Source organism: Alkalicoccus luteus (assembly GCF_012034335.1).
GTDB lineage: Bacteria > Bacillota > Bacilli > Bacillales > Salisediminibacteriaceae > Alkalicoccus > Alkalicoccus luteus_A.
This window is the reverse complement of the sequence record NZ_JAATHJ010000001.1, coordinates 71,468-94,665: the sequence shown is the minus strand read 5'-3', so window position 1 is coordinate 94,665 and position 23,198 is coordinate 71,468. Positions and strand designations below refer to the sequence as shown.

Here is a 23,198-nt window from a genome sequence, read left to right as displayed (position 1 = left end):
ATAGCTCGGTTTCTTTTTTTGCCAAAATGTTTTTTAAGATCGCTCCGCAAGCGCCAGCTTTTCTTTCACATCCCGGTTCACGATGTAAGCGGGAAACCGGCCTTGGAGGACGTCCACCGCGTTTTGAGCGGTCTTTTGTTTCAGCTCAATCACGGATTCTTCTGAATAGAAGGCGGAGTGCGGTGTCAGAATGACGTTATCCATCGTGCGGAACGGGTGGTCGGCAGCTGCCGGCTCCTGCTCCAGCACGTCCAGAGACGCTGCGGCGATTTCTCCTTGTTTCAGCGCGTGGATCAGCGCATGTTCATCGATCACCGGTCCGCGTGATGTGTTGATAATCAGCGCATTCTCCTTCATCTGCTGAAATGCTTCCTTGTTGAAGATTCCTTCAGTTTCGTTCGTCTGCGGCAGGTGTACCGAAAGGAAGTCCGACTCGCGGCAGAGGGTTTCAAACGAAACGAGCTTGACTCCTGCTGCTGCGGCCGTTGCTTCGTCGACGAACGGATCATAGGCCAGCACGCGCAGGCCGAACGGCTTCGCTTTTTCCGCTACGTTTCTCGGTATGTTGCCGAATCCGGCTAATCCGAGCGTCTGTTTTCGGAGCCTCGGAATCGGTGCCGCCTTTTGAAAGTGCCATTCGCCTTTGCGGACCGAGTCGCGCAGGGTGACAAGCTTTCTGGCGTGCTCCAGTACAAAAGCCATCGTATGATCCGCAACTTCATCCAGACAGTAATCGGTGACGTTGCAGACGAGCACGTCATGGTCCGTTGCAGCTTCGACATCAATCGTATTCACTCCGATCCCGTACCGGGCGACCACCTTTACATTCGGCAGCTGTTCCAATACGTGTCGTGTAATCGGTGCATACTGATTCAAGAGCGCGTCCGCATGCTGACACGCCTCAATGACCTCTGCTTCTGTTTTGCACTGATGCAGCTCCAGCTTTATATTCTGATCGTCTATCACGCTCTGCTCCGGTTCAAATGTCGTATAGTCATAGTCGGTAACGGCAATTGTCCATTGTGTCATGTGAATCTCCTCCTACCTCGAAAATGTCAGGTGCTCAACCTTATCTGTTTTGCCAATCAGCACATCGTCTGCCATCGCCGCGAAAATACCAGTTTCAACGACGCCCGTCAGCTGCTTCAGCTGTTCGTGCAGCGATTCATTCACCGTGACGCCTTTCGTCTGACAGTCCACGATCCAAAGGCCATTGTCCGTCACAAACGGCTCGTCTTTACGTACACGCAGCTCCGGCTCAAGGCCCGTCCGGCGGATCCGCTCCATCGTCTGCCTGTATGCAAACGGAACAATTTCCACCGGCAGCGGAAAGGCTCCGGCTGCCTGCACGTATTTCCCTGCATCAATCAGGATCAGCCGCTTCTCTGCAGCTTCCAGTACGAGTTTCTCCCGCAGCAGCGATCCGCCCCCGCCTTTAACGAGCAGTCCTTTCGTCGTCACTTCATCGGCGCCGTCAACAGCAAGCTCGACGGCAGTCGCCTCTTCCATTGCACGAACGCGAATGCCGTGCTGTTCAGCCAGCCGGGCAGACTTCACCGACGAGGAAACCGCTTCAACTGACAGCCCCTGCTGCACCCGTTCGCCAAGCTTTTCAATAAAGACGTTCATCGTGCTGCCCGAGCCGAGACCGATCGTCATTCCGTCTTTCACCCAGTCGACGGCAGTCCAAGCCGCGAGTTCTTTTTCCCGCTCCCGGCTCATGAATGGCCTCCGGCAAGTGCCACCAGCTCTTCTGCACGGCTCGTCAGTTCGGAAAAGTTTCCAGAGTCGATCAGCTTCCGGTCGACGAGCGAGCCTCCAAGTCCGCAGGCTATTGCTCCTGCTTCGCGGAAGTCCGCGATGTTCGTCCGGTCGATGCCGCCTGTCGGAATGATCGGCACATGCGGAAGTGGCCCTTTCAGCTCCTTGATGTAGCGCGGTCCGAATGCGGACGCCGGAAAGACTTTGACACAGTCAGCGCCAGCCTCCACCGCCTGCAGCGCTTCTGTCGGTGTCAGTACGCCGGGAATCGAGACTGCACCAAGCTTTTTCGCCGTTTGAATCACGCGCCTGTCCATGTTCGGTGAAAAAATAAACGAGGCTCCCGCCTGCACAGCAGCTGCAGCCTGCGCTTCGTCAATCACGGTGCCGGCGCCGATCCAGGCTTCCTTCCCGTAGCGGTGCACGAGTTCATGTATCGTATCAGCAGAATCATGCTCCTGCATTGTCAGCTCCAAATTCGTAACCCCGCCTTTCAGCAGCGCTTCAACGAGCGAAAACACGTGCTCCTTCGGCGGTTTGCGAATCACGGCAATAATCGGTGACGTTTCAAACATTGGAAATGTATGCACAGCTTTTCCTCCTTGTTACCGGTTCACGTCTTCAGCGGGCCGTTTTCCTTCGGCCTGAAGAAGCGCCTCCAGCTCCTGTCGAGATGGGAATCCTTCAATATCGCCTGCTGCCTGAACCGTACATGCTCCAGCAGCGTTACCAAGCTGCACCGATCGCGGGAGCGTTTCTCCGTGCAGCAGTCCGCTCATAAAGGCAGCCGCAAACGCATCGCCTGCTCCGATTGGATCAGTCACGGTTTGAACGGGGTAGCCGGCGGCGTGAAACTGCTCATCAGGTGCCGAGACGAACGCTCCGTCTTCTCCGAGCTTGACTACGACCGTCAGCTCCGGATTCTGTCGCTGGTAAAACGAGGCGATCGCCTCTGGTTCGCGTTCATCTGCGAGAAGTTCCCCTTCTGACTGACCGATCAGCACGTAGTCGCTTGCAAGCGCATAGCGGTTTAAGATCTCAGCCGCTTCCTCGCGGCTGTTCCACAGCTTCATGCGTACATTCGGGTCAAATACAACCGGAACAGCTGCGTTTTTCGCGGTTTCCAACAGCTGATCGGCTGCGTGACGGCAGTCGATGCTAAGCGCCGGCAGAATCCCGGACACGTGCACGAGCTTCGCGCCGGCCACGTAATCCGGGTCCACATCACCCGGCTGCAGCCTGCTAGCTGCCGAACCGGCCCGGTAGTAGTACACGTTAACGCTGTCTGCGCGGCGGCGTTCTTTAAAAAAGAATCCCGTCGGCGCCTGCGTATCCCGTGCCACGTGTGACAGATCAATCCCTTCCCCGCGGAGTGTTTTCTCAATATACGTGCCGAACGGATCGTCGCCTACTCGGCTGATCCAGCCGCTCGTATGTCCGAGCCTTGCCACACCAACCGCCACGTTCGATTCCGCGCCGCCGATTTGCTTGCGGAAGGTATCCACATATTCAAGCGGCAGATCCTGCTGGGGGTTCATGATCACCATCGTTTCCCCCATCGTTATCACTTCCGGTGACGTCATATCGCTTCTCCTCCTTACCATTCTGCAATGCTGCCATCTGCGTGGCGCCAGACCGGGTTTTTCCACGCAAACGCATCGTCTGCAGCGCGGCGGATTTTATCTTCATCCATCTCTACACCAAGACCCGGTCCCTTCGGCAGATGAACAAATCCGTCTTCAAACGCAAAAACCGACGTATCCTTTAAGTAGTCATTCAAGTCATTGCCAACGTTGTAGTGAATCCCAAAGCTCTGCTCCTGAATAAACGCGTTGTGCGAGACGGCGTCCACCTGCAGGCACGAAGCGAGTGCAACCGGCCCCAGTGGACAGTGCGGTGCGAGCGCCACATCGTACGCTTCCGCCATCGCTGCGATTTTCCGGCATTCGGTGATGCCGCCCGCGTGCGAGAGATCCGGCTGGATGATGTCAGCGTAGCCGCCTTCAAGCAGCGGCTTAAAATCCCATCTCGAATACATCCGCTCTCCGGTCGCAATCGGGATCGACGTGCTGCGTGCAATTTCCGCAAGCGCCTCATTGTTTTCCGGCAGCACCGGCTCCTCCAGAAACATCGGCCGGTATGGCTCCAGTGCTTTTGCGAGCACTTTTGCCATCGGTTTATGCACCCTTCCGTGAAAATCGAGCCCGACTTCCACATCCTGCCCGACGGCGTCGCGTATTGCTGCAATCCGATCCACCGCTTCATCGACCTTTTTATAGGAATCAATGTACTGCATCTCGTTAGTCGCATTCATTTTGACCGCGGTAAAGCCCTGTGCGAGCTGCTGTTTCACGTGTTCTGCGACGTCGTCCGGGCGGTCGCCGCCGATCCACGAATAGACACGCATTTTTTCGCGGCACGCTCCGCCAAGCAGCTCATAGACCGGCACGCCGTGAAACTTGCCTTTAATGTCCCAGAGCGCCTGATCGATACCCGCCAGTGCACTCATGTGCACCGGTCCGCCGCGGTAAAAGCCGCTCCGGTAAAGCATGTTCCATGTATCTTCAATCAGCCGCGGATCCCGGCCGATGACGTATTCCTTCAGTTCCTCCACTGCCGCCTTCACCGTAGCGGCACGTCCTTCCACGACCGGTTCGCCCCAGCCGGTGATTCCCTCGTCTGTTTCCACCTTCAGAAAGCACCACCTCGGCGGTACGATAAAACATTCCATAGACGTAACCTTCATCGTGATTCCTCCTACGTTAAAAATTGGACGACGGCCTCGAGTGCCGCCTCTGCGTCTGTTCCTTCTGCCCTGACCGAGACCCGGTCTCCGTTGCCGATACGCAGGCTGACGAGCCCGAGCAGGCTTTTGACGTTTGCCTCGATCACGTTGCCGCCGGAGCGGTTCACGATATAAATGTCCGATTCATACGGTGTCAGCAGATTCGTCAGTTCGACAATCGTCTGGGTTTCATCCAGGCGGATCGTAATATCCTGTTTGGCAATCTCCATATCTACAGCACTCCTCGTTACATAATGATAAAGAAAAACCGTCCAAAAGCTGGTTGGACGGCTTTTGTCAGATCGCTACCTGAACGACGGCAGGTAAAGCGAAAGCTGCGGAATAAAGGTGATGATCAGCAGTGCGATCAGCATCATAAAGAAGTACGGAATCACGCCGCGGGCGATCGTCATGATCGGCAGTCCGGATATACCGGAGCTGACGAACAGGTTAACCCCAAGCGGCGGTGTAATAAAGCCGATGGCAAGCGTGATGATCATGACCATCCCGAAGTGCACCGGATCGTAGCCGAATTCGATGGCTACCGGAAGCAGCAGCGGCGTCAGAATGATGATCGATGCGAGCGTGTCCATAAAACAGCCGACGATCAAAAGCAGCACGATGATGAGCAGCATGATGATAACCGGATTCTCCGACACCTGCACCATTGCTTCTGCGATACGTGTCGGTACCTGCTGACGCGTCAGCAGCTGGCCGAACGCGGTAGCAGAGCCAACCACGATGAGCACCGTTGCGGTTGTGAGCGACCCGGCTGCGAGTACGCTCGGCAGCTTTTTAATCGGCAGTTCGCGGTAAACGAACACGCTGATCAGAATCCCGTAGACGACGGCGATAACGGCAGCTTCTGTCGGCGTGAAGATTCCTCCGTAAATACCACCTAAAATGATGATCGGAATCAAGAGCGCCCACTTCGCTCTCCAGCACTCCGCCCCGAACCGCTTAAACGTAAACGGCTCTTCCGAGTCACCTTTATAGCCCATTTTCTTCGAATAGAAATAGGCAAACGCAATCAGGAACCCGGCGACGATGAAGCCTGGAATAATACCGGCGATAAACATGTCCCCAATGGACGTGGAACCTGTCACCCCATACATGACCATCGGGATACTCGGCGGAATCATGACGCCGAGGGACCCGGCTGCTGCGACCGTCGCTGTCGCAAACCGTTTATCATAGCCGAGGCTGACCATCGCCGGGATCATCATCCCGCCGATCGCGGCAACCGTCGCCGGAGCGGAGCCGGAAATCGCGGCAAAAAAGAGTGCGGTCACGATCGTCGCAATCGCAAAACCGCCTGTTTTATTCCCGACAAGCGAGTTGGCGACGCCAAACAATCGTTCCGTGATCCCGCCGCGTCCCATGATTTCACCGGCAATGATGAAGAACGGGACGGCCATCAGCGGAAAGGAGTCAATCGAGGTGACCATCGCCTGCACGAGGAAATCGATCGTCTGCACGTCGGCAAACACAATGGTAAGCAGGGTCGCCACACCGAGTGCGATCCCGACCGGCACGCTCAAAAGGAGCAGTACGGCAAAACTAATAAATAATATCGCTTCTGTCACGGCTACATCCCTCCTACCTGTCTACCTTCGGTTGGTCTTCTTCGTTTTTCTCAATCAGGTCCTCCTGGGTGTCGAGCGCTTTGTCATGCTCAAGCTCCACGGAGAAGTCGCCCTTGCCTGCCAGTGCCCGTCCCTGCTGGTACAGCTGCTGCAGAAGGCGAATGACCGTCAGCCCCATTCCGACCGGCGTCGCCATGTAGACAAGCCCCATCGGCACACCGAGACCCGGTGAACGCTGACCAAGCTCCAGAATCCGCGTAGCGATATCGGTGCCGTAATAAATCACCACGACCGCAAACCCAAGGAAAATCAGATTGGAGATCATGTTAAGGATGATTTTGCCACGGTGCTTGAAGACAATCAGCATCACATCCACTTTGATGTGCCGCTGCTTTTTAATCCCGTAGCTGATCCCGATATAGACAAGCCAGATAAACGAAAATCGGGCGAGCTCTTCCGACCATGCCAGCGAATCGCCGATTACGTAGCGCATGAATACCTGGAGAGCGATAATAATGATCATAATACTGGAAAAAACGACGAGCAGTGCTTCCTCGATATGTTCGTCCAGCCATCGGATAATACGCATGCTTCCACCGCCTTTATATACAAAGCCAAGCTTAAGTACGACTAAATAAATGGAGCACGGCCAGTTCCGGGCGCCGCCTCAGCGGCGTCCGGCTTTGCTCGTGCTGGAAAGCCGCCCCAAGGGGGTAGGGGCGGAATATGTCAGGAGTGCAACACACTCCGGCTTCCTCGCTTACTGATGCATTTCCTCTGCATCTTCAACTGCCTGGAAAAAGCGCTCTACGAAGTCCTGATCCAGCTGCTCTGCAAACTGGTCGTTAACCGGCTGAACGATTTCCGCCATTTCTTCACGGGCTTCATCCGTTACTTCGGAATGCTCCATACCTTCATCAATTAAGGATTCCAGCATCTCTTCGTTCTGGGCACGGTTCTGTTCAATCTGGAATTCACCGGCTTCCTGAGCGGCATCACCTACGAGCTCCTGGTAGTCATCCGGAAGGGAATCATAGAACGACTTGCTCATAAGGAAGACGAACGGGCTGTAAACGTGGTTCGTATCGGAATAGTAATCCTGCACTTCATAGAACCCTTCCAGGTAAATTGTCGCAAGCGGGTTCTCCTGGCCGTCTACCGTTCCCTGCTGCATACCGGTAAACAGTTCACCGAACGCCATTGGTGTCGGGTTCGCTCCAAGCTCGGAGAAGGCTTCCAGGTGCACTTCGTTTTCCATCGTGCGGATCGTCAGACCCTGGAAATCTTCCGCCGTTTCAACCGGCTGTGTGCTGTTCGTCAGATCACGGTAGCCGTTCTCCCACCAAGCAAGTCCGACCATTTCCTGATCCTCAAGAGAATCAAGCAGTTCGTCGCCCATCTCGCCGTTTAATACTTCCATCGCCACTTCTTCATTGGCAAACAGGAATGGGAAGTCGAGAATCGCATACTCATCGACGAAGTTGGTCACTGGTGCCGTGGACGGAATGGTCACTTCCTGGCTGCCAAGCTGCAGTGCCTCCATCATTTCACGGTCGTCACCAAGCTGGGAGCTGTGGTACGTCTCAACGTACACATCGCCGTCCGTCTCTTCTTCTACGATTTCCTTAAAGCGGAGAAGCCCTTCGTACTGCGGGTGCTGATTGTTCAGCCCGATGCCGGCTTCGATGACGTAGGAGGCATCGCCGCTGGAGTACTCGGAGTTCGCTGCATCGGCTTCGTTGTTATCGCTTACATTTTCTTCTGTATTATTTGCGCCGTTGTCCGCACCATTGTCCGCGCCGCCATTGTTGTTTTCCGCATCGCCGCAAGCTGCAAGCACTGCTATAAGACCAAACGCCATCGTTACGGAGAGAAATGTTTTCTTTTTCATGAATACGTCACCTCTTTTTTATAGTTGGAGGGGAGCACGCTCCCCTCGTGATGCCTACTTCTTTACAACTTCGTGGCCGCCGAATTCGTTTCGGAGCGCTGCCACTACCTTGCCTGTGAACGTGTCGTCTTCCTGGGACCGGTGGCGCATCATCAGGGAAAGGGCGATGACCGGTGCCGGTACTTCCAGATCCAGTGCCGATTCCACCGTCCACTTGCCTTCACCGGACGAGTTCATCACGCCGCGGATGCCGTCGAGCTTTGGATCCTTGGAAAACGCGTTCTGCGTCAGTTCCATGAGCCAGGAGCGGATAACCGATCCGTGGTTCCACAGCTTCGCTACCTGCTCGTAGTCGTAGTCAAACTGGCTTTTCTCGAGAATGTCGAACCCTTCTGCGATCGACTGCATCATGCCGTACTCAATTCCGTTATGGATCATTTTCAGGAAATGACCGCTGCCCGGCGCCCCTGCATGCAGGTAACCGTTTTCAATTGTGGTGTCGGTAAAAATCGGTTCAATGCGGCTGATAATCTCCTCATCGCCGCCGACCATCATGCAGGCGCCATCTCTCGCACCTTCCACGCCGCCGCTCGTTCCGACATCAACAAAGTGCATGCCAAGTCCGCGCAGCTTCTCATTTCGTGCAAGGGATTCTTTATAGTTGGAGTTTCCTCCATCGATCACGGTATCACCCGGCTCGAGCAGTTCTGCCAGCTGATCAATCAGCGTACCGGTGATTTCTCCAGCCGGTACCATCAGCCAGACCGTTCTCGGTGCTTCCAGCTTCTGCACGACCTCTTCCAAGCTCCAGGCCGGCTCTGCTCCTTCACCTGCCAGTGCACGGATCTGTTCGGTATTCACGTCATTTGCAACAACCTCGTGCTGGTGGTCCATTAAATTCAATGCCAGGTTGTAGCCCATTTTTCCAAGGCCGATAAACCCTATCTTCATACAGCCACTCCTTCCGAAAACAAAAAAGAAATATGTTTTCTTCCTGTATCCTATTATAAGATAAAAAATTTCTTTTTCAATAGCTAATTAAGAAAAAATATTTTTTTATTTTCTAAAATGGTTTATACTGGTCTCATACCACACCACTTTGACAAAGGAGGCAGTGACATGCAGCAGCTCGCACAGGGGCATTGTAAACATCGCATCCGCGCATCCTATAACGAGTTTCGCGCGAAGGAAAAAGTCATTGCAGATTACATTTTAGAACATCCGGAAGAGATTATTCACTCGACGATCAGCCAGGTGGCAGATAACTTGCACGTCGCCGAAGCGACCGTGTTCCGCTTCTGCAAGCGGATCGGCTTTAAAGGCTACCAGGCGATGAAAATTGCCCTCGCCTCCGAACTCGTCAAAGGCGTGAAAGACATTCACGAAACGATTCAGGAGGGCGACGACGAAAAAACGATCGCCGAAAAAATGTTCAAGGCAAACACCCGTACATTAGAAGATACGCTCTCCGTCATTGATGAAGGAAAGATGAAGCAGGCGGTCGACATTCTCGTCGGCGCTCGCCGGATCGAGTTCTACGGAAACGGCGGCTCCGGGATTGTGGCGATGGATGCGCACCATAAGTTTATCCGCACCGGTATTCCGACTGCTGCCTACAGCGACTCGCACCTGCAGCTCATGTCTGCGTCTCAGCTGACGCCGGAGGATGCGGTCGTGTTCATCTCGCATTCCGGAACGAACCATAACATATTAGAAGCCGTCGATATTGTGCAGAGCGCAGGCATCCCGACGATCGGGATCACAACGATCGCCAAGTCGCCGCTCAGCGAACGGGTCGATGTGGCGCTGTTTACCGTGTCCGAAGAAACCGAGTACCGCTCAGAAGCACTATCATCCAGACTTGCGCAGCTCAGCTTTATCGACGCGCTTTATGTAAACGTTAGCATGCAGAAAAAAGAGCAGGTGCAGCATTCCACGAAAAAAATGCGCGAAGCCATCGCCCGCACGAGAATTTAACCGTTCATAAAGGAGTCGTTTGATCGTGACACAGTTTACTGCCGGCCTGGATCTCGGAACAACGAGCGCCAAGGCTGTTCTATTTACGAAAGCCGGTGAAGTCGCCGGTGAAGCAGAATGCAGCTATCCGGTCCAGCACCCACAGCCGGGCTGGGCGGAACAGGATCCGTTTGCGATTGAAGCGGCCGCTGTCAAAGCACTGAAAGAAGCGGTCGCTGACGCCGGTCCCGGCGAGCTGCTTTCGGTCGGCCTCTCGTCCGCGATGCATTCACTCATCTGCGCCGACGCTGACGCCATGCCCCTCTCTCCTGCGATTACGTGGGCCGACTGCCGCAGCAGCAGCCAGGCTGACGCGCTGAAAGAATCCTCGGCCGGAACGGAGATCTACCTGCGCACCGGCACACCGATTCATCCGATGTCACCGCTCGTCAAGCTCAGCTGGATGCGTGACACCGGCTACGCGCCATATAAACAGGCAGCCCGCTTTCTATCCGTAAAGGAATGGATCACGGCGCGCTGGTTCGGCGTATACCACGTCGACTATTCCGTCGCCTCCGCCTCCGGGCTCTTTAACATTCACGAGCGCACGTGGGAGCCGCTCGCGCTGGAAGCGGCCGGCATTACGGAAGCGCAGCTGTCTGAACCGGTACCGCCCCATTTTGTTTTCCGCGGACTCGATCCGGAAAAGGCTGAAGCGATCGGGATTAAAGCCGATACCCCGTTTGCGGCCGGCGGCAGCGACGGGCCGCTTGCGAACCTTGGAATCGGCGCAATCAACGCCGGAGAAGCCGCGATTACGATCGGCACGAGCGGCGCGATCCGCCAGATGGCGTCCGCCCCGCGCACCGACAGCCGCCAGGAAGTGTTTTGCTACGCCTTCACCGATGACTTGTGGATTTTAGGCGGTCCGACGAACAACGGCGGCAACGTGCTCGAGTGGATCAAGCAGCACATCCACACAGCAGAAGCCGGCACGAAGGATCCGTACGAGGCGTTGTTCACCGACATCGAGCACGTCGCACCTGGCGCCGATAACCTTCTCTTCCTGCCGTGCTTAAACGGCGAGCGTGCCCCGTACTGGGATGCGGCCGCAAAAGGCGCCTACGTCGGCCTGACCGTAAGCCACACCGACGCCCATATGACGCGGGCCGGGCTGGAGGGCGTGCTCTTCAGCATTCAGAGCATCTCTAAGTCGCTCGAGCGCCTCACTGGCGAAGCCGGCATCATCTACGCAAGCGGCGGCTTCGCCCGCTCAGACGTCTGGGTGCAAATGCTTGCGAACATGTTCGGCGAAGACATTCACCTGCCCCTCTCCCATCAGAGTTCGGCCTGGGGAGCAGCGTGGATCAGCCTCTATGCGATCGGTGAAGTCGATGACCTCGCCTCGATCAAAGCGCACATTCCGATGCGTGACTCCGTCGCGCCGAGAGCAGACGTGCACGCCGTGTACAGCAGGCTCTATCCGGTTTTCTCCGGATTGTACGAGGCGCTGCGCCCGACGTTTCACGAGCTGCACGCCCTCTCCACCGATACGACAATGGCCTCCGCTTCCAAGCGGTAAGCAAAACGCCTCCTTCCACTATTGGAAAGGAGGCGTTTTTTCTATGTCTCATGCTACACTAAAGCCAAAGGAGCGATGACGATGACCCTTTCCATCCGACCTGTAACGGCCGACAACTGGCGTGCAATCGCCGAGCTTGCACCGCACCCGTCACAAGAACCGTTTATCGAAGCAAACGCCTTCTCGATGCTCGAAGCCGTCTACGATGACGAGCACGATTATCAGTGCTACGGCCTTTACACTGATGACACCCCCGCCGGCTTTATTATGATCGGCGCCAAAAGCAGCGACGATTCCTACATCTGGCTCGACCGCTTCATGATTGACCACCGCTTTCAGGGTCGTGGACTCGGCGGCGCCTTTCTCCACGAAGCGATCCGCTTCATCCGCGACACGCACAACGTGAACGAAATCGTGCTGAGCGTCATCCCCGAGAACGAACCCGCAAAGAAATTTTATGAAAAGCACGGGTTTGTGGATCTGGAGCGAGTAAATCCGGAAGATGGGGAAGAGATGTTTGTCTTCTCCTGTCATTAAAAAACTCTCTCCATCCTACCAGGCATGGAGAGAGAATTCTAAATCTGCTCGCAGATGGTCCTTCATCAGCTGTTCTGCCAGAGCTGGATCCCGCGCTTCTATAGCTTGAAATATTTCTTCGTGTTCATCAATTAAGTGCGGACGTTTGTGGTAGACAACGGTGCGTCTAAAAAGAAAGATGATCGACTGCATGCGTTCAATCGTTTCAATCAATACCTTATTTCGGCTTGAATGGACAATTAAGTCATGAAACCGCTTATTCGCAGCCATGATTTCTTCATTGCTCCCCGTCCTGGCCTCATGAATACATGCAGAAAGCTCTTGCAACTCTGACGCATCCATAAAAGAAGCCGCGCATCTGCAGGCATGCGCTTCCAACAGAATTCGTACATCAAACGTGTTAATCAAATCTTTTTCTGACGGATTGATCACACGCTTGTTTACGAGCAATCCCTCTTCCTCGAGCTTTTTCAAGGCCTCTCTGATCGGCGTTCGGCTGACGCCCAAATCCTCAGCCAGCATAACCTCTGTCAGCTTTTTCCCTTTCTCGTAGTCGCCGTTCAAAATTTTATCGCGAATATGTTCATATGCCTTTTGTGAGGCGGATCCTTTTTTCAGCATGGACCTGCTCCTTCCATGAATCACCTGATGTCTGTTTCCCTCTTTTCATACTATACGTTCACGCCTCACAGAACAACTGCACAAATAAAAATGTATACATTTTATAATTTAATGTATACATTTTTATAAATATTGTGTACAATTCCATTTATGAAAGCCTTATCATTTTGACGAAAGGGTGTTAGATCGTGAAAATTGGATTTATTGGTTTAGGGATTATGGGACGGCCGATCGTACGTAATTTGATGAAGTCCGGGTACGATACAGTCGTATTTGATATTAATACAGAAGCAGTAAACCAGCTCGCAGATGAAGGAGCAGTTGCTGCTGAGGGACCTAAACAGGTAGCCGCCGCATGTGACATTCTTTTCACCATGCTGCCAAACTCGGAACATGTGGAAGAAGTCGTCGCTGCGATGCTTACGGAAATCAGAGATGGAAGCACAGTAGTCGATTTAAGTTCAATCTCACCCGTTATGTCACGAAAGCTTGCGATGGATCTGGCGGCTAAAAGTGGAGAATTTATCGATGCTCCAGTAAGCGGCGGCGAACCGAAAGCAATCGACGGTACTCTATCTATCATGGCTGGCGGCTCAGAGTCTGCTTTTGCACGTGTAAAGCCTGTTATAGACTGTTTCGCTTCTTCTCTTGTCCTCGTAGGACCGAGCGGAGCGGGAACAACGACAAAACTTGCCAATCAAATAATTGTAAACGCAAACATTGCTGCTTTATCAGAAGCTGTTAACCTGTCCCAGCAGGCAGGTCTTGATATTGCCAATGTATTCGAAGCCATTCGCGGCGGACTTGCCGGCAGCGCTGTGATGGAAGCAAAAGTGCCGCTGTTAATTGAACAGAACTTGAAGGCAGGCGGCCGAATCGATATTAACGCAAAGGATCTGACCAACGTAGTGGAAGCCGGCGAATCGTTCGGCGTGCCGCTTCCGCTGACAAATCAGGTGCTCGATATGTTTACGGAATTAATTGAAGATGGGCATGCACAGCTCGATCACGCAGGTTTAATCAAATACTATGAAAAGCATACGCCCGGCAAGGAGGAAACATCATGAATCCGTTACTCGCAGACGAAACACTGGCGAGTCTGCCCGCTCATCAGGGATCCCCTCTTGAGAGCTGGGGCCGGACCGCCGAATCGTTTCACCATAAAATAATCGTTCTGGATGATGATCCAACCGGCGTTCAGACAGTCAATCATGTGCCGGTGTATACCGACTGGGAGCCTTCTACCATTGATAACGTTTTTGACGATTCCAGCCAGCTTGTTTTTATTTTAACGAACTCCCGCTCTTTCTCTGCTGCTAAAACGGAAGAAGAGCATAGAAAAATTGCAAATCGAATTGCAGCAGCAAGCCAGAAACGCGACACTCCCTACCTCTTAATCAGCCGGGGGGATTCCACCCTGCGCGGCCATTATCCCCTGGAGACGGACGTGCTGCGGAAAACACTTGAAGAAGCGCACTCCTATTCGATTGACGGCGAAATCATCATGCCATTCTTTGAGCAGGGCGGACGCTGGACGATCGGAAATATTCATTATGTAAAGCAGGAGAACGACTTGCTGCCGGTAGGTGAAACGGAGTTTGCAAACGATGCGTCATTTGGCTTTTCGGCAAGTGATCTGACCGAATACGTGGAAGAAAAAACGAATGGAGCTGTATCCAAATCCGATGTTATCACGATTTCTATTGAAGAGCTCCGCACCGGTCCTACGCAGTCGATCACGGATAAACTGGTGAACGCTTCTGACTTTCAAAAGATTATTGTAAACGCTGTCTCTGAAGAGGACGTGGCTGCGTTTAACCTGGCCCTCGTTCAAGCTCTGCAGCAAGGTAAGCATTACTTGTTCCGCACCGGTGCTTCTTTTACAAAACTGATTGGCAGCATTCCGAGTCAGGCATTATTGACTCGAGAGGATGTCCGCCCGGAAGAATCGGATGCCGGCGGTCTCGTCATCGTTGGATCACACGTTCGAAAAACCAGCGAACAGCTGGAAGCTTTAATGCAGCTGGACCAGCCCGAATTTATTGAATTCGACTGTCACCTGGTGTTTGATGAGAAGGCGTTTGCCGAAGAACAAACACGTATCCGGACACTTGCCGAACAGGCTGTCGCAGGCGGGAAGACAGCGGTGATTTATACCCGGCGGGAGCTCGTTACGATCCCGGATGATGATCCGGATCAAGCACTAGCCGTTTCTGTCAAGATTGCCAATGCTCTCACAGATGTTGTCACCGACTTCAGTGAACGTCCTGCTTTTATTATTGCCAAAGGCGGTATTACCTCAAGCGATATCGGCACAAGAGGTCTTAGCGTAAAAAAAGCCATGGTGGCCGGACAGATCGCACCAGGTATCCCAGTCTGGACGACTGGTCGTGAAAGTAAGTATGCAGGCCTGCCATATATTATTTTTCCAGGTAATGTCGGCAGCCAGGATACGCTCAAAGATATCATTTCCGAGCTTTTATAATTCATTCAGGGGGGTCAACAATATGGAAGGCAACATACTGCTGCTCATTTTTCTACTTTCACTTGCCGTACTCTTTTTTCTGATTTTAAAAGTAAAGCTTGAACCATTTCTCGCGCTCATCGCCGTGGCTCTGACTACCGCTGTGGTCGTTGGGATTCCACTGGCCGATGCCCCGGACATCGTCGCCGGCGGCTTCGGAAATACATTAGTTGGAGTCGGGATTCTAATCGGTCTCGGCGTCATGTTCGGTCAATTTCTCGCTGCTTCAGGCGCGATTGAAAAGATCGCTCAGGCAGTCCTTCGCGTCTTTGGCGTGCAGCGTTCTCCGCTGGGCCTCGGGCTGACAGGAAGCGCCGTATCCATTTCGGTATTCTTTGATGCAGCATTCGTTATCCTGAGCGGTCTCGTTAAAAGCCTGTCAAAGAAGACAGGCATCTCCATCATCAGCTTCGTTACAGCACTGGGGGTCGGGTTAATTGTTTCCCACAGCATGATCGCGCCTACTCCCGGCCCGTTAATCGTAGCTGAGAACACCGGGGCCGATCTTGGCCTGTTCATCATCTACGGGCTGATCGCAGCAATCCCGGCCACTATTGTCGGGGGTTACCTGTACGGCATGTTTATCGGTAAACACATTCATCATTCTGGAGAAACCGGGGAGCTCGATCAATCCGACATTCCGGCTCCGAAGAAGGAAATCAGCACTGCGCTTTCTATCAGCATCCTGCTGCTTCCGATCCTTCTCATTCTCTCCAATACCGTGTCCCAGCTGTTTCTTGCTGATAATACAGCGGCTTCGGTTCTCGGCTTTATTGGAGATAAGAACGTCGCCCTCTTTATCAGTGTCATTGTCGCCATCATCGTTCTGCACCCATATATTACGGTGCCAAAGCAGAAAATGTACGCCGATGCGATCAGCTCCGCCGGCTTGATCATTCTCGTTACCGGTGCCGGTGGTGCATATGGAGCGGTCATAAATGAAAGCGGTATCGGTGATCACCTGATCACGACGATGCAAGGATGGGCCATTCCAGTAATCCTGCTTGCCTTCATTTTCGCACAGATCCTCCGGGCTTCTCTCGGTTCTGCTACTGTAGCACTCGTCACGACGTCCAGCATCCTTGGACCGCTGACCGTTGAACTGGGGACCTCTCCTGTACTGCTCGGCCTTGCTATCTGCGCCGGTGCCATCGGTCTCTCACTGCCGAACGATTCAGGCTTCTGGGTCGTCAACAAATTCGGACGACTCACCATTCCGCAGACGCTGCTTGCCTGGAGCCTCGGCGGCTTCATCGCCGGTCTAACAGCACTTGCAATGGTATTTATATTAAGTCTTTTCTCCGGTGTTCTTCCCGGACTATAAGAAAAAGCAGTCCAAACCTATTGCGGTCGGACTGCTTTTTCAACTTTGTATGTATGTCTGCTATACTGGAACATAACTACCAGTGGGCGGTGACAGCGATGTATCATAAGCTCCGAGAAGGCGAATTAAAGCATGCGTACATAACAGACGAAGAGATCTGGCGGATTTTCTCACGGGTGATGTCGACGAAATCCACAAAATCCTCCACGTATAAGTTCGTGCTGTTTAAGTCGCTGATTGAGAATCTGTACAACGTAAACGACCGACTCGAGGTGAACTACGATCAGCTCGCTTACAGCTTTGCCAAAATGTTCTGGAACATGGTGGTCGGAAACGGGATCACGCAGCACAATACGGGAGCAAATGCGAAAGCAGCGACGATCATTTTGGACTATCAGGCCGCACATGCCACTCCTCCCGGCTGGAAATTCGATAAGGTGCCGGACGCAAATCAGGTGGAGATCGTCCACAAAGTGAAGCAGGCGATGAAAACAAACGTATTTGGTGCGCTGTTTGGTGATACGGAAGAGACCTTTTACGAATTCAGCCATCAGCAGGAAAAGCTCCGCTTTCATCCTAACGTTTATACGTTTCTGCTGAAGTATCAGCTTCTGCTCGTTCAGCTGACCAATTTCCACCTGGCACGTATGATCGAGAAGCTGAACGGTACCGCTTCCGGCCTGCTTTTGAAAGTGGAGGATCTGTCCAAGCGGGAAAACCTGAAGCCGTTTGAAAAAATACTGCTTCACTACATGGATGCATCCTGCTTTTACTGCGGAAAAGACGTCTCCACCGGCAAACGAAGCACGCACGTGGATCATTTTATCCCTTGGTCGTTCGTGCAGTCTGATCAGGTTTGGAACCTGGTGCTCAGCTGTCAGACGTGCAACAGCTCCAAGTCCGACAAGCTGGCAAAGCCTTTTTATCTGGATAAGCTCCTGGACCGAAATGAGGCATTACAGGAACAGGCAGAGATTGCTGATTTCGACGTTTACGCCCCTGCCAAACTGCGACAGATGTATCAATATTCCATTAAAAATGGGTATAACGATATCTGGGTGCCACCGGCTACGTAACCCGAAAATAAAAAGAACCTGCTGGTCCAAAAGATAGACCAGCAGGTTTTATTTATCATCCGCTACAACAGCTGCATGACTAAAGCAACTGCCACCACGATGAGTATAATTGTCGCAAGTGACCGGATTAAGCATCCGACGCCGCGCATGATCAGTGGAAAGAAAAAGATGACCAGCACGACGACTAATACTAACGTTATCGGATCCACATGTATCCCCCTCTCCTGCATGTATACCTGCAGAGTGCTGTTTATATATACGGTAAACAGGAGGAGAAAGTTACAAATCACTCTCAAAGTGTATTAATCAACAATGGACTTAAAGCTATAAACTTTTATAATACGTTCTGATCTTCTCTGTAATAAGTTCTCTTCGTTCATTTAGAAAGTCTTGATAGTTTGAATCGTCCATCCAGTTAATAGAGTCTGGAACACAGTTCATACGCATGTTCTCAGCTAATTTTTGTTTATCTGTAATCTCACCAATTCTAAATGTTTGATCCTCAATCTGATGTTGAACTTCCTGCATATACGATGAGGGCGGTGTCGCTTTAATTGTTAAATTTACAGTTTGCTCCGTGTAAACATAATTTGCAATTTGATTGTATTGACTTTTGTTGTTGTAGCCATTATTTTGAAGGTATTTTTTAGGAAACACGTGATGTACGTCTCCACGTTCTTCAATCAGTTGCTGAACTGTTACTGATTTAGATAAAAAAGCATAGTCTTTATCGTAAATTTGAGCCATGACATAGAGATTGAAATAAGGGCTGCTCGTAACAGATGTATCGAGATTTGTAGGCATTATATTATCCCAATACGCTTCCGACAATTCACCAGCCTCCATTTTATCAACGTAGGCCACGGGATCATCATGTTGAGCAAAACGCTTAATATCAAAATCAAACATAGATTCAGGTGAAGAAGAATACCGTTCCGTTAATATAGATGCTACTAACCATTTTCGAACTACTTGGTTAATTGTAGCTTCTTTGACCCCTTTTTCTCTTAGTAACAAATATAATGCATAAGCAAAGTTCAACGCATTTTGCGATCTAACTAGCTTCGAATTAATAACCCCTGCTGACTTTAAAATAACGATAAATCGTTTAAAATTGGTTTCGTTTATAAAGCGGTGCACTCCATCATAAAGCTTTTCAAACGATTCTTTAATTATTTCTTCCTTGTACTCTCTCGTTTCAAAATCTCTACCTGATAAAAGGCTTACCAGGTTAGAAAGCCTACCCCTCAAAAATTTATAAGTAAATGCCACACGTAAGAGATCAGAATAGCTCGGCTCATAAATGTTTGTATTATAGTGCTTTAACCATTTCATCTTTGAAAAATTCTCCGAAGCAGAGAACTCTTGATCATTCTCAAGAATGTTCTCATATACCGCCGGATTCCGTATTAAATTGCAAAAGTAATCTACGGTTTTTCTTATAGCAGGTCCATCATATGTGTCATTTACAGAGACCTTAGACATAGCAAAGTCAGCCTGACTCAAATTAACTCCAGCTGAATTAATTCTAATAAAAATCTCTGTTACTTTTTCTATATCCAGCGTGTGCGCTAGTTCAATAACACCTAACGAACTGTGCCGGATGCTTATCAGTTTTTGAATAACTTGATTTAACTCGTTATTGGAAACTTCTTCATTTGATTCACAATAAGTTTAATAAACTCAAATGTATTAAACTGAGGGTTAAACAGTTCAGCTATATCTGGTATCCATCTTTTGTCTTTTAATATAGCTGGGTTTTGAACTTCAAACGTTTGCTCAATTGGGTTAAACGCAATGTTGATCTTTCGTTTACTATAATTGTTAGTGACTACTTCTTTTCCACTAATTGCAGCCATTAAGGCGGTAACGCGCTGCTGCCCATCAATTAAAATTCGCTTCCCCTGAGAAAGAGATCCATCTTTCAATCATGCATCTGGGTTTTGCCAGGTAATGATGTATCCAACTGGATAATCATTGTACAAAGAATCTAATAGATCTCTCACTTTTGTTGCTTTCCAGACAAACGGACGTTGAATTTCTGGGATAGCAACTATACCTTCCTCAATCCAGTTAAGCAGAATATTCACACTTGTATTGTTTACTTGATAATTCGACAAATCACCGGCTCCTTCAAGATTAATCTTGTATTTCTTTGAACTTTGCAAAATACTGGGAAGTTTGAGTAAATACATTTTTATTAATTACTAAAGCAGTCTATATTTACTATGATTTTACGCTTTTTATATTGGAATGTAAATGGAATCTAACAGCCTTCATTCTATTTATTCTTGATTGTGATAATATGATCTTCATTAAGCTATATGAGCACATTTTTTAATACTACTTTGTAGAATGTCGTACCCTCTATTCTTTTACTATCCTTACTCGAACATTCATAGAAGCAATTATCGTGCTCAAAAGCCTCTGTTATCCAGCAGACAACAGAGGCACGTGTTTTTCTAATATTATCCTTCCACCACCAGCTGAATTCGGTTGCCTGCCGGGTCGGCGGTGACGATAGCGTCTTTTTCACGGGTGATAGCGGCTTCCGTTTGCTCAAGGCGGGAGAGCACGTTTTGACGCGCGTCTTCATTCGGAAAGGCAATCGTATAGTGCCGGAGGCCGACGCTGTTCTCGGCCGGTGCGGGAATGTTGCGGCCGTTCCAGACGTTCAGGGCCACGTGGTGGTGATAGCGGCTGTCGGAAAGGAAGTTTGCCTGTCCGCCGTAGGAGCTGACGACGGCAAGGCCTAGAACGTCTGTATAAAAGGCGGTATCCCGCTCCATATCGGATACGTGCAGGTGGATGTGGCCCATCACGGTCCCCTCCGGAAGCCCGTTCCACTCGGTGTCACCCGCTGCTTCCAAAAGACTTTCCACATCGAGTGGTTCGGTGACCATGCCGACCTGATCATTCGTCCACGGCCAGCTGGACGGATCGCGGTCGGCGTAGATTTCAATGCCGTTCCCGTCCGGATCCGTTAGGTACAGCGCTTCACTGACCCGGTGATCCGATGCCCCCTGAATCACGTTTCCGTGCTTGACCGAGTGCTTGATAAAGCGGCCGACGTCGGCACGATCCGGTACAAGCAGCGCAAAGTGAAACAGGCCGGTCGTGCGCGGCTGCTTCGGCATGACGTCCTCCGGCTGCTCGAGCGTTAGAAGTACAGCGCCGCCTGCCGTAAGTTCCGCTGTGCGAGCTGTCTGGTCGGCCACTTGAAAGCCGATTACGGTCGTGTAAAAACGGAGCGCCCTTTCTAAATCCTCTACTTTCAGAGAGACATGACTCACGTGTGTAACAGGTTTACGGTGAAAATACATGATTTATCGTTCCTTTCGTTTATGATTACAGCTGCTCCAGATGCCCGGAGCGAGTTCTTTTCGTCTGCAAATAGGCTTCGTTAAACTTGGAAACACCGCCCCAGATCGACTGGCGCTCTGTCAGGGTTATTCCGGCCCGCGTAAGAGCCTCGATCTTGTTCGGATTGTTTGTAAGAAGTGTCACCGGCTTGGATCGGAGGCTCTTCAGCACCAAGACGGCTTCCTCGTAGCTTCTCGCATCATCAGCAAAGCCGAGCGCATGATTGGCATCGATCGTATCAAAGCCGTTCTCCTGCAGGAGGTACGCCATTGCTTTGCTGAACAGTACAATCCCTCTTCCTTCATGGTTTGCGAGGTAAAAGAGTGCTCCTGCTCCACGGTCGGCAATCATACGCATCGACTGCTTCAGCTGAAAGCCGCAGTCACAGCGCTTGCTGCCGAAAATATCCCCCGTGTGGCAGATGGAGTGCATACGGGTCACCGCATCTTCTGCTTCAGCAAAATCCCCGTAGACGAGTACACTCGACTGCTGCAGGTTTGCCAGGTCGGCCTGGGCAAGCTGCTCGAGCAGCTTTTCATAGTTTACAGCGGCCTCGCTGCACGTCAGCCAGGAATACCACTGAAAGGTAACCGTTCTGCCGTCGAGATGGACCGGCATGCGGACCGGGCCAACAAGATACATCGCCTCTCCATCTCGCTCGATCAGCTGTATCTTACTGTCGAGGAGACTGTAAACGTCTTTACTTATGCTTGAAAGCATCCTGTTGTCCTCCTTCGACCATAGCACGGATCCACTGCTGAAAGCCCTGCTTAATATCAGCCGGTACGGCATGTCCGCCGTCAAACGCTGTAAACTGTACGTCAACGCCGCCCTGTTCGAGACGGTGATGCGCCTCTTCTCCCCATGCATACGGCAGCACCGGATCGGCTGTACCGTGTGCCATATAAACGGAGAGATGCGCGGCGGCATGCTCGTGCATAAATGCTGGTAGGTAGCAGCTCAGCGCTCCGACACCGCGGATCTGTTCTTGATGCATCAGTCCGAGCGAGAGAGATGCAATTGCCCCCTGGCTGAATCCGGCCAGCTACACATGTTCCGGATCGATCGGATGCTTGTTTAAACTGTCTTCTATAAACTCTGTCAACCGCTCCATTGCATCCGCGAACACATCGTGGTGCGGCTTGCCGAACTCCTCGACTGTAAAATACGCATATCCCGGCGGATGTGGCAGGTGCCCCCGCAGGCTGAACACGTAAAAACGGTCACTCAACTCCTCCCCAAGTGCTAACATGTCCTGTTCATTGCTCCCCATCCCGTGCAGCAAAAATACGACCGGATTTGCTTCGGCCGGTGCGGCCGGTTTTCGCAGCTTGTAGGTGAATGTCATAACACCACTCCTTTTTTCTTTTGAGAAACTAATATTCATATAAGAAAACAATCCACCAAAAAAATACACATACTTTTAGTAAGTGATTTATTACTTTTAAGATACGCCCTTCCCGCTGGTTTGTCAAGAAATTGTTTGTTAATATAAAACTAAGTTTCTTATTAGAATAATCTGAGGTGAACAGCTGTGGAAATCGGATCAAAAATACGGGCCATCCGCAACCGAAAGCGGATTACGATCGCGCAGATGAGTGAGAGCACCGGCCTCTCCAAAGGCTTTATCAGCAACGTGGAAAACAACAACACTTCTCCTTCCATCGCCACCCTGCAGACCATTGCAGCATTTTTGAAGGTGCCGCTACCGTACCTGCTGCTGGAGAAAAATGACCACATGCGCGTCGTACGCCAGAGCGAACGGCGTCATTCCGAGTACAGAGGGTTAACCATCGAACATCTCGCCTCAAAAGGCGGGCTGCGCACGATGATCGTGGAAATCCCGCCCGGCGGATCGATCGGCGAGCCCCACTCCCACGAAGGAGAGGAATCTCACTTTGTACTGGAAGGGAAGCTTCTCGCCGAACAAGGCGAAGACTCGTTCATCGTTGAACCGGGCGACTCCTTCAGCTGGAACGCAAGCGTCCCCCACTTCGTGCAAAACGTCGGTGACGAAAAAGCTGTTGTGTACATTGCGATCTATACCGATACGGAGCTGATCGACGTGCTGTAAGAGAAGGTGCGCTGCCTCTTTAACGAGCCGGATTCTTGGCGCCGTGTCCCTCTGCCATATTATGATAGCGAATAGGGAGCTCTTTCGGCTCTTCGTTATTCTGAAGGAGGCGTTATAC

Annotated in this window: 27 protein-coding genes; 8 read left to right on the top strand and 19 right to left on the bottom strand. The window is 51.5% G+C overall.

Annotated features, from left to right (window positions below):
• Positions 1-33: 33 nt before the first annotated feature.
• The 10 genes from HCN83_RS00555 to gnd all read right to left on the bottom strand — a co-directional run bounded on the left by HCN83_RS00555 (position 34) and on the right by gnd (position 8,974).
• Positions 34-1,029 carry a C-terminal binding protein gene (locus tag HCN83_RS00555; protein ID WP_168004358.1) on the bottom strand — a complete coding sequence of 332 codons (996 nt, stop codon included), beginning with the start codon at positions 1,027-1,029 and terminating at the stop codon, positions 34-36.
• A 12-nt stretch (positions 1,030-1,041) separates the two neighbouring features.
• The gene (gene rpiA, locus HCN83_RS00550; RefSeq protein ID WP_168004357.1) at positions 1,042-1,722 is read right to left on the bottom strand and encodes a ribose-5-phosphate isomerase RpiA; all 681 of its coding nucleotides are present in this window, start codon (positions 1,720-1,722) and stop codon (positions 1,042-1,044) included.
• Positions 1,719-2,351 (bottom strand): bifunctional 4-hydroxy-2-oxoglutarate aldolase/2-dehydro-3-deoxy-phosphogluconate aldolase, encoded by a 633-nt coding sequence (locus tag HCN83_RS00545; RefSeq protein WP_343033623.1) that lies wholly within the window; start codon positions 2,349-2,351, stop codon positions 1,719-1,721. The genes rpiA and HCN83_RS00545 overlap by 4 nt, the downstream gene beginning before the upstream one ends.
• Positions 2,352-2,366: 15 nt before the next feature.
• A complete protein-coding gene (locus HCN83_RS00540) occupies positions 2,367-3,344 on the bottom strand; it encodes a sugar kinase (RefSeq protein ID WP_168004356.1) in 978 nt (325 codons plus the stop codon).
• 14 nt (positions 3,345-3,358) lie between these two features.
• Complete coding sequence (gene dgoD / locus HCN83_RS00535; RefSeq protein ID WP_168004355.1) at positions 3,359-4,507, bottom strand: galactonate dehydratase; 1,149 nt, start codon at positions 4,505-4,507, stop codon at positions 3,359-3,361.
• An 11-nt stretch (positions 4,508-4,518) separates the two neighbouring features.
• Positions 4,519-4,776, bottom strand: a complete 258-nt coding sequence (locus tag HCN83_RS00530; RefSeq protein ID WP_168004354.1) for an HPr family phosphocarrier protein — start codon at positions 4,774-4,776, stop codon at positions 4,519-4,521.
• Positions 4,777-4,851: 75 nt separating this feature from the next.
• A complete protein-coding gene (locus tag HCN83_RS00525) occupies positions 4,852-6,132 on the bottom strand; it encodes a TRAP transporter large permease subunit (protein WP_168004353.1) in 1,281 nt (426 codons plus the stop codon).
• 13 nt (positions 6,133-6,145) lie between these two features.
• Positions 6,146-6,721 carry a TRAP transporter small permease gene (locus HCN83_RS00520; protein ID WP_168004352.1) on the bottom strand — a complete coding sequence of 192 codons (576 nt, stop codon included), beginning with the start codon at positions 6,719-6,721 and terminating at the stop codon, positions 6,146-6,148.
• 171 nt (positions 6,722-6,892) lie between these two features.
• Positions 6,893-8,023: a TRAP transporter substrate-binding protein gene (locus tag HCN83_RS00515; RefSeq protein ID WP_246238042.1), complete on the bottom strand. Its 1,131-nt coding sequence runs from the start codon at positions 8,021-8,023 to the stop codon at positions 6,893-6,895.
• A gap of 54 nt (positions 8,024-8,077) precedes the next feature.
• Positions 8,078-8,974, bottom strand: coding sequence for a phosphogluconate dehydrogenase (NAD(+)-dependent, decarboxylating) (gnd, locus tag HCN83_RS00510; RefSeq protein ID WP_168004351.1), 897 nt, complete (start codon positions 8,972-8,974; stop codon positions 8,078-8,080).
• A 168-nt stretch (positions 8,975-9,142) separates the two neighbouring features.
• On the opposite strand from gnd, the gene HCN83_RS00505 reads away from it, so the two are divergent.
• From HCN83_RS00505 to HCN83_RS00495, 3 genes are all read left to right on the top strand, one after another.
• Positions 9,143-10,000, top strand: coding sequence for a MurR/RpiR family transcriptional regulator (locus HCN83_RS00505; protein WP_168004350.1), 858 nt, complete (start codon positions 9,143-9,145; stop codon positions 9,998-10,000).
• A gap of 25 nt (positions 10,001-10,025) precedes the next feature.
• Complete coding sequence (locus HCN83_RS00500; RefSeq protein WP_343033622.1) at positions 10,026-11,561, top strand: gluconokinase; 1,536 nt, start codon at positions 10,026-10,028, stop codon at positions 11,559-11,561.
• 81 nt (positions 11,562-11,642) lie between these two features.
• Positions 11,643-12,098, top strand: a complete 456-nt coding sequence (locus HCN83_RS00495) for a GNAT family N-acetyltransferase (protein WP_168004349.1) — start codon at positions 11,643-11,645, stop codon at positions 12,096-12,098.
• A 15-nt stretch (positions 12,099-12,113) separates the two neighbouring features.
• Here HCN83_RS00495 and HCN83_RS00490 read toward each other — a convergent pair whose 3' ends face one another.
• Positions 12,114-12,719, bottom strand: coding sequence for a GntR family transcriptional regulator (locus HCN83_RS00490; protein ID WP_168004348.1), 606 nt, complete (start codon positions 12,717-12,719; stop codon positions 12,114-12,116).
• A gap of 188 nt (positions 12,720-12,907) precedes the next feature.
• On the opposite strand from HCN83_RS00490, the gene HCN83_RS00485 reads away from it, so the two are divergent.
• From HCN83_RS00485 to HCN83_RS00470, 4 genes are read left to right on the top strand one after another with little or no spacing between them, the layout of a single operon-like run.
• Positions 12,908-13,786, top strand: a complete 879-nt coding sequence (locus HCN83_RS00485; RefSeq protein WP_425483574.1) for an NAD(P)-binding domain-containing protein — start codon at positions 12,908-12,910, stop codon at positions 13,784-13,786.
• On the top strand, positions 13,783-15,204 hold the full coding sequence (locus tag HCN83_RS00480) for a four-carbon acid sugar kinase family protein (RefSeq protein ID WP_168004347.1): 1,422 nt from the start codon (positions 13,783-13,785) through the stop codon (positions 15,202-15,204). Before HCN83_RS00485 ends, HCN83_RS00480 begins: the two co-directional genes overlap by 4 nt.
• A 22-nt stretch (positions 15,205-15,226) precedes the next feature.
• Positions 15,227-16,567, top strand: a complete 1,341-nt coding sequence (locus HCN83_RS00475; RefSeq protein WP_168004346.1) for a GntP family permease — start codon at positions 15,227-15,229, stop codon at positions 16,565-16,567.
• A gap of 53 nt (positions 16,568-16,620) precedes the next feature.
• On the top strand, positions 16,621-17,643 hold the full coding sequence (locus tag HCN83_RS00470; protein ID WP_246238040.1) for an HNH endonuclease domain-containing protein: 1,023 nt from the start codon (positions 16,621-16,623) through the stop codon (positions 17,641-17,643).
• Between the two features lie 62 nt (positions 17,644-17,705).
• On the opposite strand, the gene HCN83_RS00465 is transcribed toward HCN83_RS00470, so the two are convergent.
• The 8 genes from HCN83_RS00465 to HCN83_RS00440 form a co-directional block, all read right to left on the bottom strand.
• On the bottom strand, positions 17,706-17,852 hold the full coding sequence (locus tag HCN83_RS00465; RefSeq protein ID WP_168004345.1) for a hypothetical protein: 147 nt from the start codon (positions 17,850-17,852) through the stop codon (positions 17,706-17,708).
• Positions 17,853-17,967: 115 nt separating this feature from the next.
• The gene (locus HCN83_RS18220) at positions 17,968-18,978 is read right to left on the bottom strand and encodes a hypothetical protein (RefSeq protein ID WP_205774429.1); all 1,011 of its coding nucleotides are present in this window, start codon (positions 18,976-18,978) and stop codon (positions 17,968-17,970) included.
• 296 nt (positions 18,979-19,274) lie between these two features.
• Complete coding sequence (locus HCN83_RS18215) at positions 19,275-19,571, bottom strand: hypothetical protein (protein ID WP_205774428.1); 297 nt, start codon at positions 19,569-19,571, stop codon at positions 19,275-19,277.
• Positions 19,572-19,838: a GmrSD restriction endonuclease domain-containing protein gene (locus HCN83_RS18210; RefSeq protein ID WP_205774427.1), complete on the bottom strand. Its 267-nt coding sequence runs from the start codon at positions 19,836-19,838 to the stop codon at positions 19,572-19,574. It abuts the gene before it with no gap.
• Between the two features lie 273 nt (positions 19,839-20,111).
• Positions 20,112-20,936 (bottom strand): VOC family protein, encoded by an 825-nt coding sequence (locus tag HCN83_RS00455; protein WP_343033620.1) that lies wholly within the window; start codon positions 20,934-20,936, stop codon positions 20,112-20,114.
• Between the two features lie 55 nt (positions 20,937-20,991).
• A complete protein-coding gene (locus HCN83_RS00450) occupies positions 20,992-21,726 on the bottom strand; it encodes a GTP cyclohydrolase II (RefSeq protein ID WP_168004343.1) in 735 nt (244 codons plus the stop codon).
• On the bottom strand, positions 21,707-22,051 hold the full coding sequence (locus HCN83_RS00445; RefSeq protein ID WP_281351663.1) for an alpha/beta hydrolase: 345 nt from the start codon (positions 22,049-22,051) through the stop codon (positions 21,707-21,709). The genes HCN83_RS00450 and HCN83_RS00445 overlap by 20 nt, the downstream gene beginning before the upstream one ends.
• Complete coding sequence (locus HCN83_RS00440) at positions 22,052-22,354, bottom strand: alpha/beta hydrolase (RefSeq protein WP_168004342.1); 303 nt, start codon at positions 22,352-22,354, stop codon at positions 22,052-22,054.
• Between the two features lie 186 nt (positions 22,355-22,540).
• Between HCN83_RS00440 and HCN83_RS00435 the strand changes: the two genes are divergently transcribed.
• Positions 22,541-23,080 (top strand): cupin domain-containing protein, encoded by a 540-nt coding sequence (locus HCN83_RS00435; RefSeq protein ID WP_168004341.1) that lies wholly within the window; start codon positions 22,541-22,543, stop codon positions 23,078-23,080.
• The last annotated feature ends 118 nt before the right edge of the window (positions 23,081-23,198 follow it).

Bases quoted from the DNA above. Each gene is read 5' to 3' on its own strand.
- HCN83_RS00555 (WP_168004358.1), bottom strand. From the start codon at position 1,029: ATGACACAATGGACAATTGCCGTTACCGACTATGACTATACGACATTT.
- rpiA (WP_168004357.1), bottom strand. From the start codon at position 1,722: ATGAGCCGGGAGCGGGAAAAAGAACTCGCGGCTTGGACTGCCGTCGAC.
- HCN83_RS00540 (WP_168004356.1), bottom strand. From the start codon at position 3,344: ATGACGTCACCGGAAGTGATAACGATGGGGGAAACGATGGTGATCATG.
- dgoD (WP_168004355.1), bottom strand. From the start codon at position 4,507: ATGAAGGTTACGTCTATGGAATGTTTTATCGTACCGCCGAGGTGGTGC.
- HCN83_RS00530 (WP_168004354.1), bottom strand. From the start codon at position 4,776: ATGGAGATTGCCAAACAGGATATTACGATCCGCCTGGATGAAACCCAG.
- HCN83_RS00520 (WP_168004352.1), bottom strand. From the start codon at position 6,721: ATGCGTATTATCCGATGGCTGGACGAACATATCGAGGAAGCACTGCTC.
- HCN83_RS00515 (WP_246238042.1), bottom strand. From the start codon at position 8,023: ATGAAAAAGAAAACATTTCTCTCCGTAACGATGGCGTTTGGTCTTATA.
- gnd (WP_168004351.1), bottom strand. From the start codon at position 8,974: ATGAAGATAGGGTTTATCGGCCTTGGAAAAATGGGCTACAACCTGGCA.
- HCN83_RS00505 (WP_168004350.1), top strand. From the start codon at position 9,143: ATGCAGCAGCTCGCACAGGGGCATTGTAAACATCGCATCCGCGCATCC.
- HCN83_RS00495 (WP_168004349.1), top strand. From the start codon at position 11,643: ATGACCCTTTCCATCCGACCTGTAACGGCCGACAACTGGCGTGCAATC.
- HCN83_RS00490 (WP_168004348.1), bottom strand. From the start codon at position 12,719: ATGCTGAAAAAAGGATCCGCCTCACAAAAGGCATATGAACATATTCGC.
- HCN83_RS00480 (WP_168004347.1), top strand. From the start codon at position 13,783: ATGAATCCGTTACTCGCAGACGAAACACTGGCGAGTCTGCCCGCTCAT.
- HCN83_RS00475 (WP_168004346.1), top strand. From the start codon at position 15,227: ATGGAAGGCAACATACTGCTGCTCATTTTTCTACTTTCACTTGCCGTA.
- HCN83_RS00470 (WP_246238040.1), top strand. From the start codon at position 16,621: ATGTCTGCTATACTGGAACATAACTACCAGTGGGCGGTGACAGCGATG.
- HCN83_RS18220 (WP_205774429.1), bottom strand. From the start codon at position 18,978: ATGAAATGGTTAAAGCACTATAATACAAACATTTATGAGCCGAGCTAT.
- HCN83_RS18210 (WP_205774427.1), bottom strand. From the start codon at position 19,838: ATGTATTTACTCAAACTTCCCAGTATTTTGCAAAGTTCAAAGAAATAC.
- HCN83_RS00450 (WP_168004343.1), bottom strand. From the start codon at position 21,726: ATGCTTTCAAGCATAAGTAAAGACGTTTACAGTCTCCTCGACAGTAAG.
- HCN83_RS00440 (WP_168004342.1), bottom strand. From the start codon at position 22,354: ATGACATTCACCTACAAGCTGCGAAAACCGGCCGCACCGGCCGAAGCA.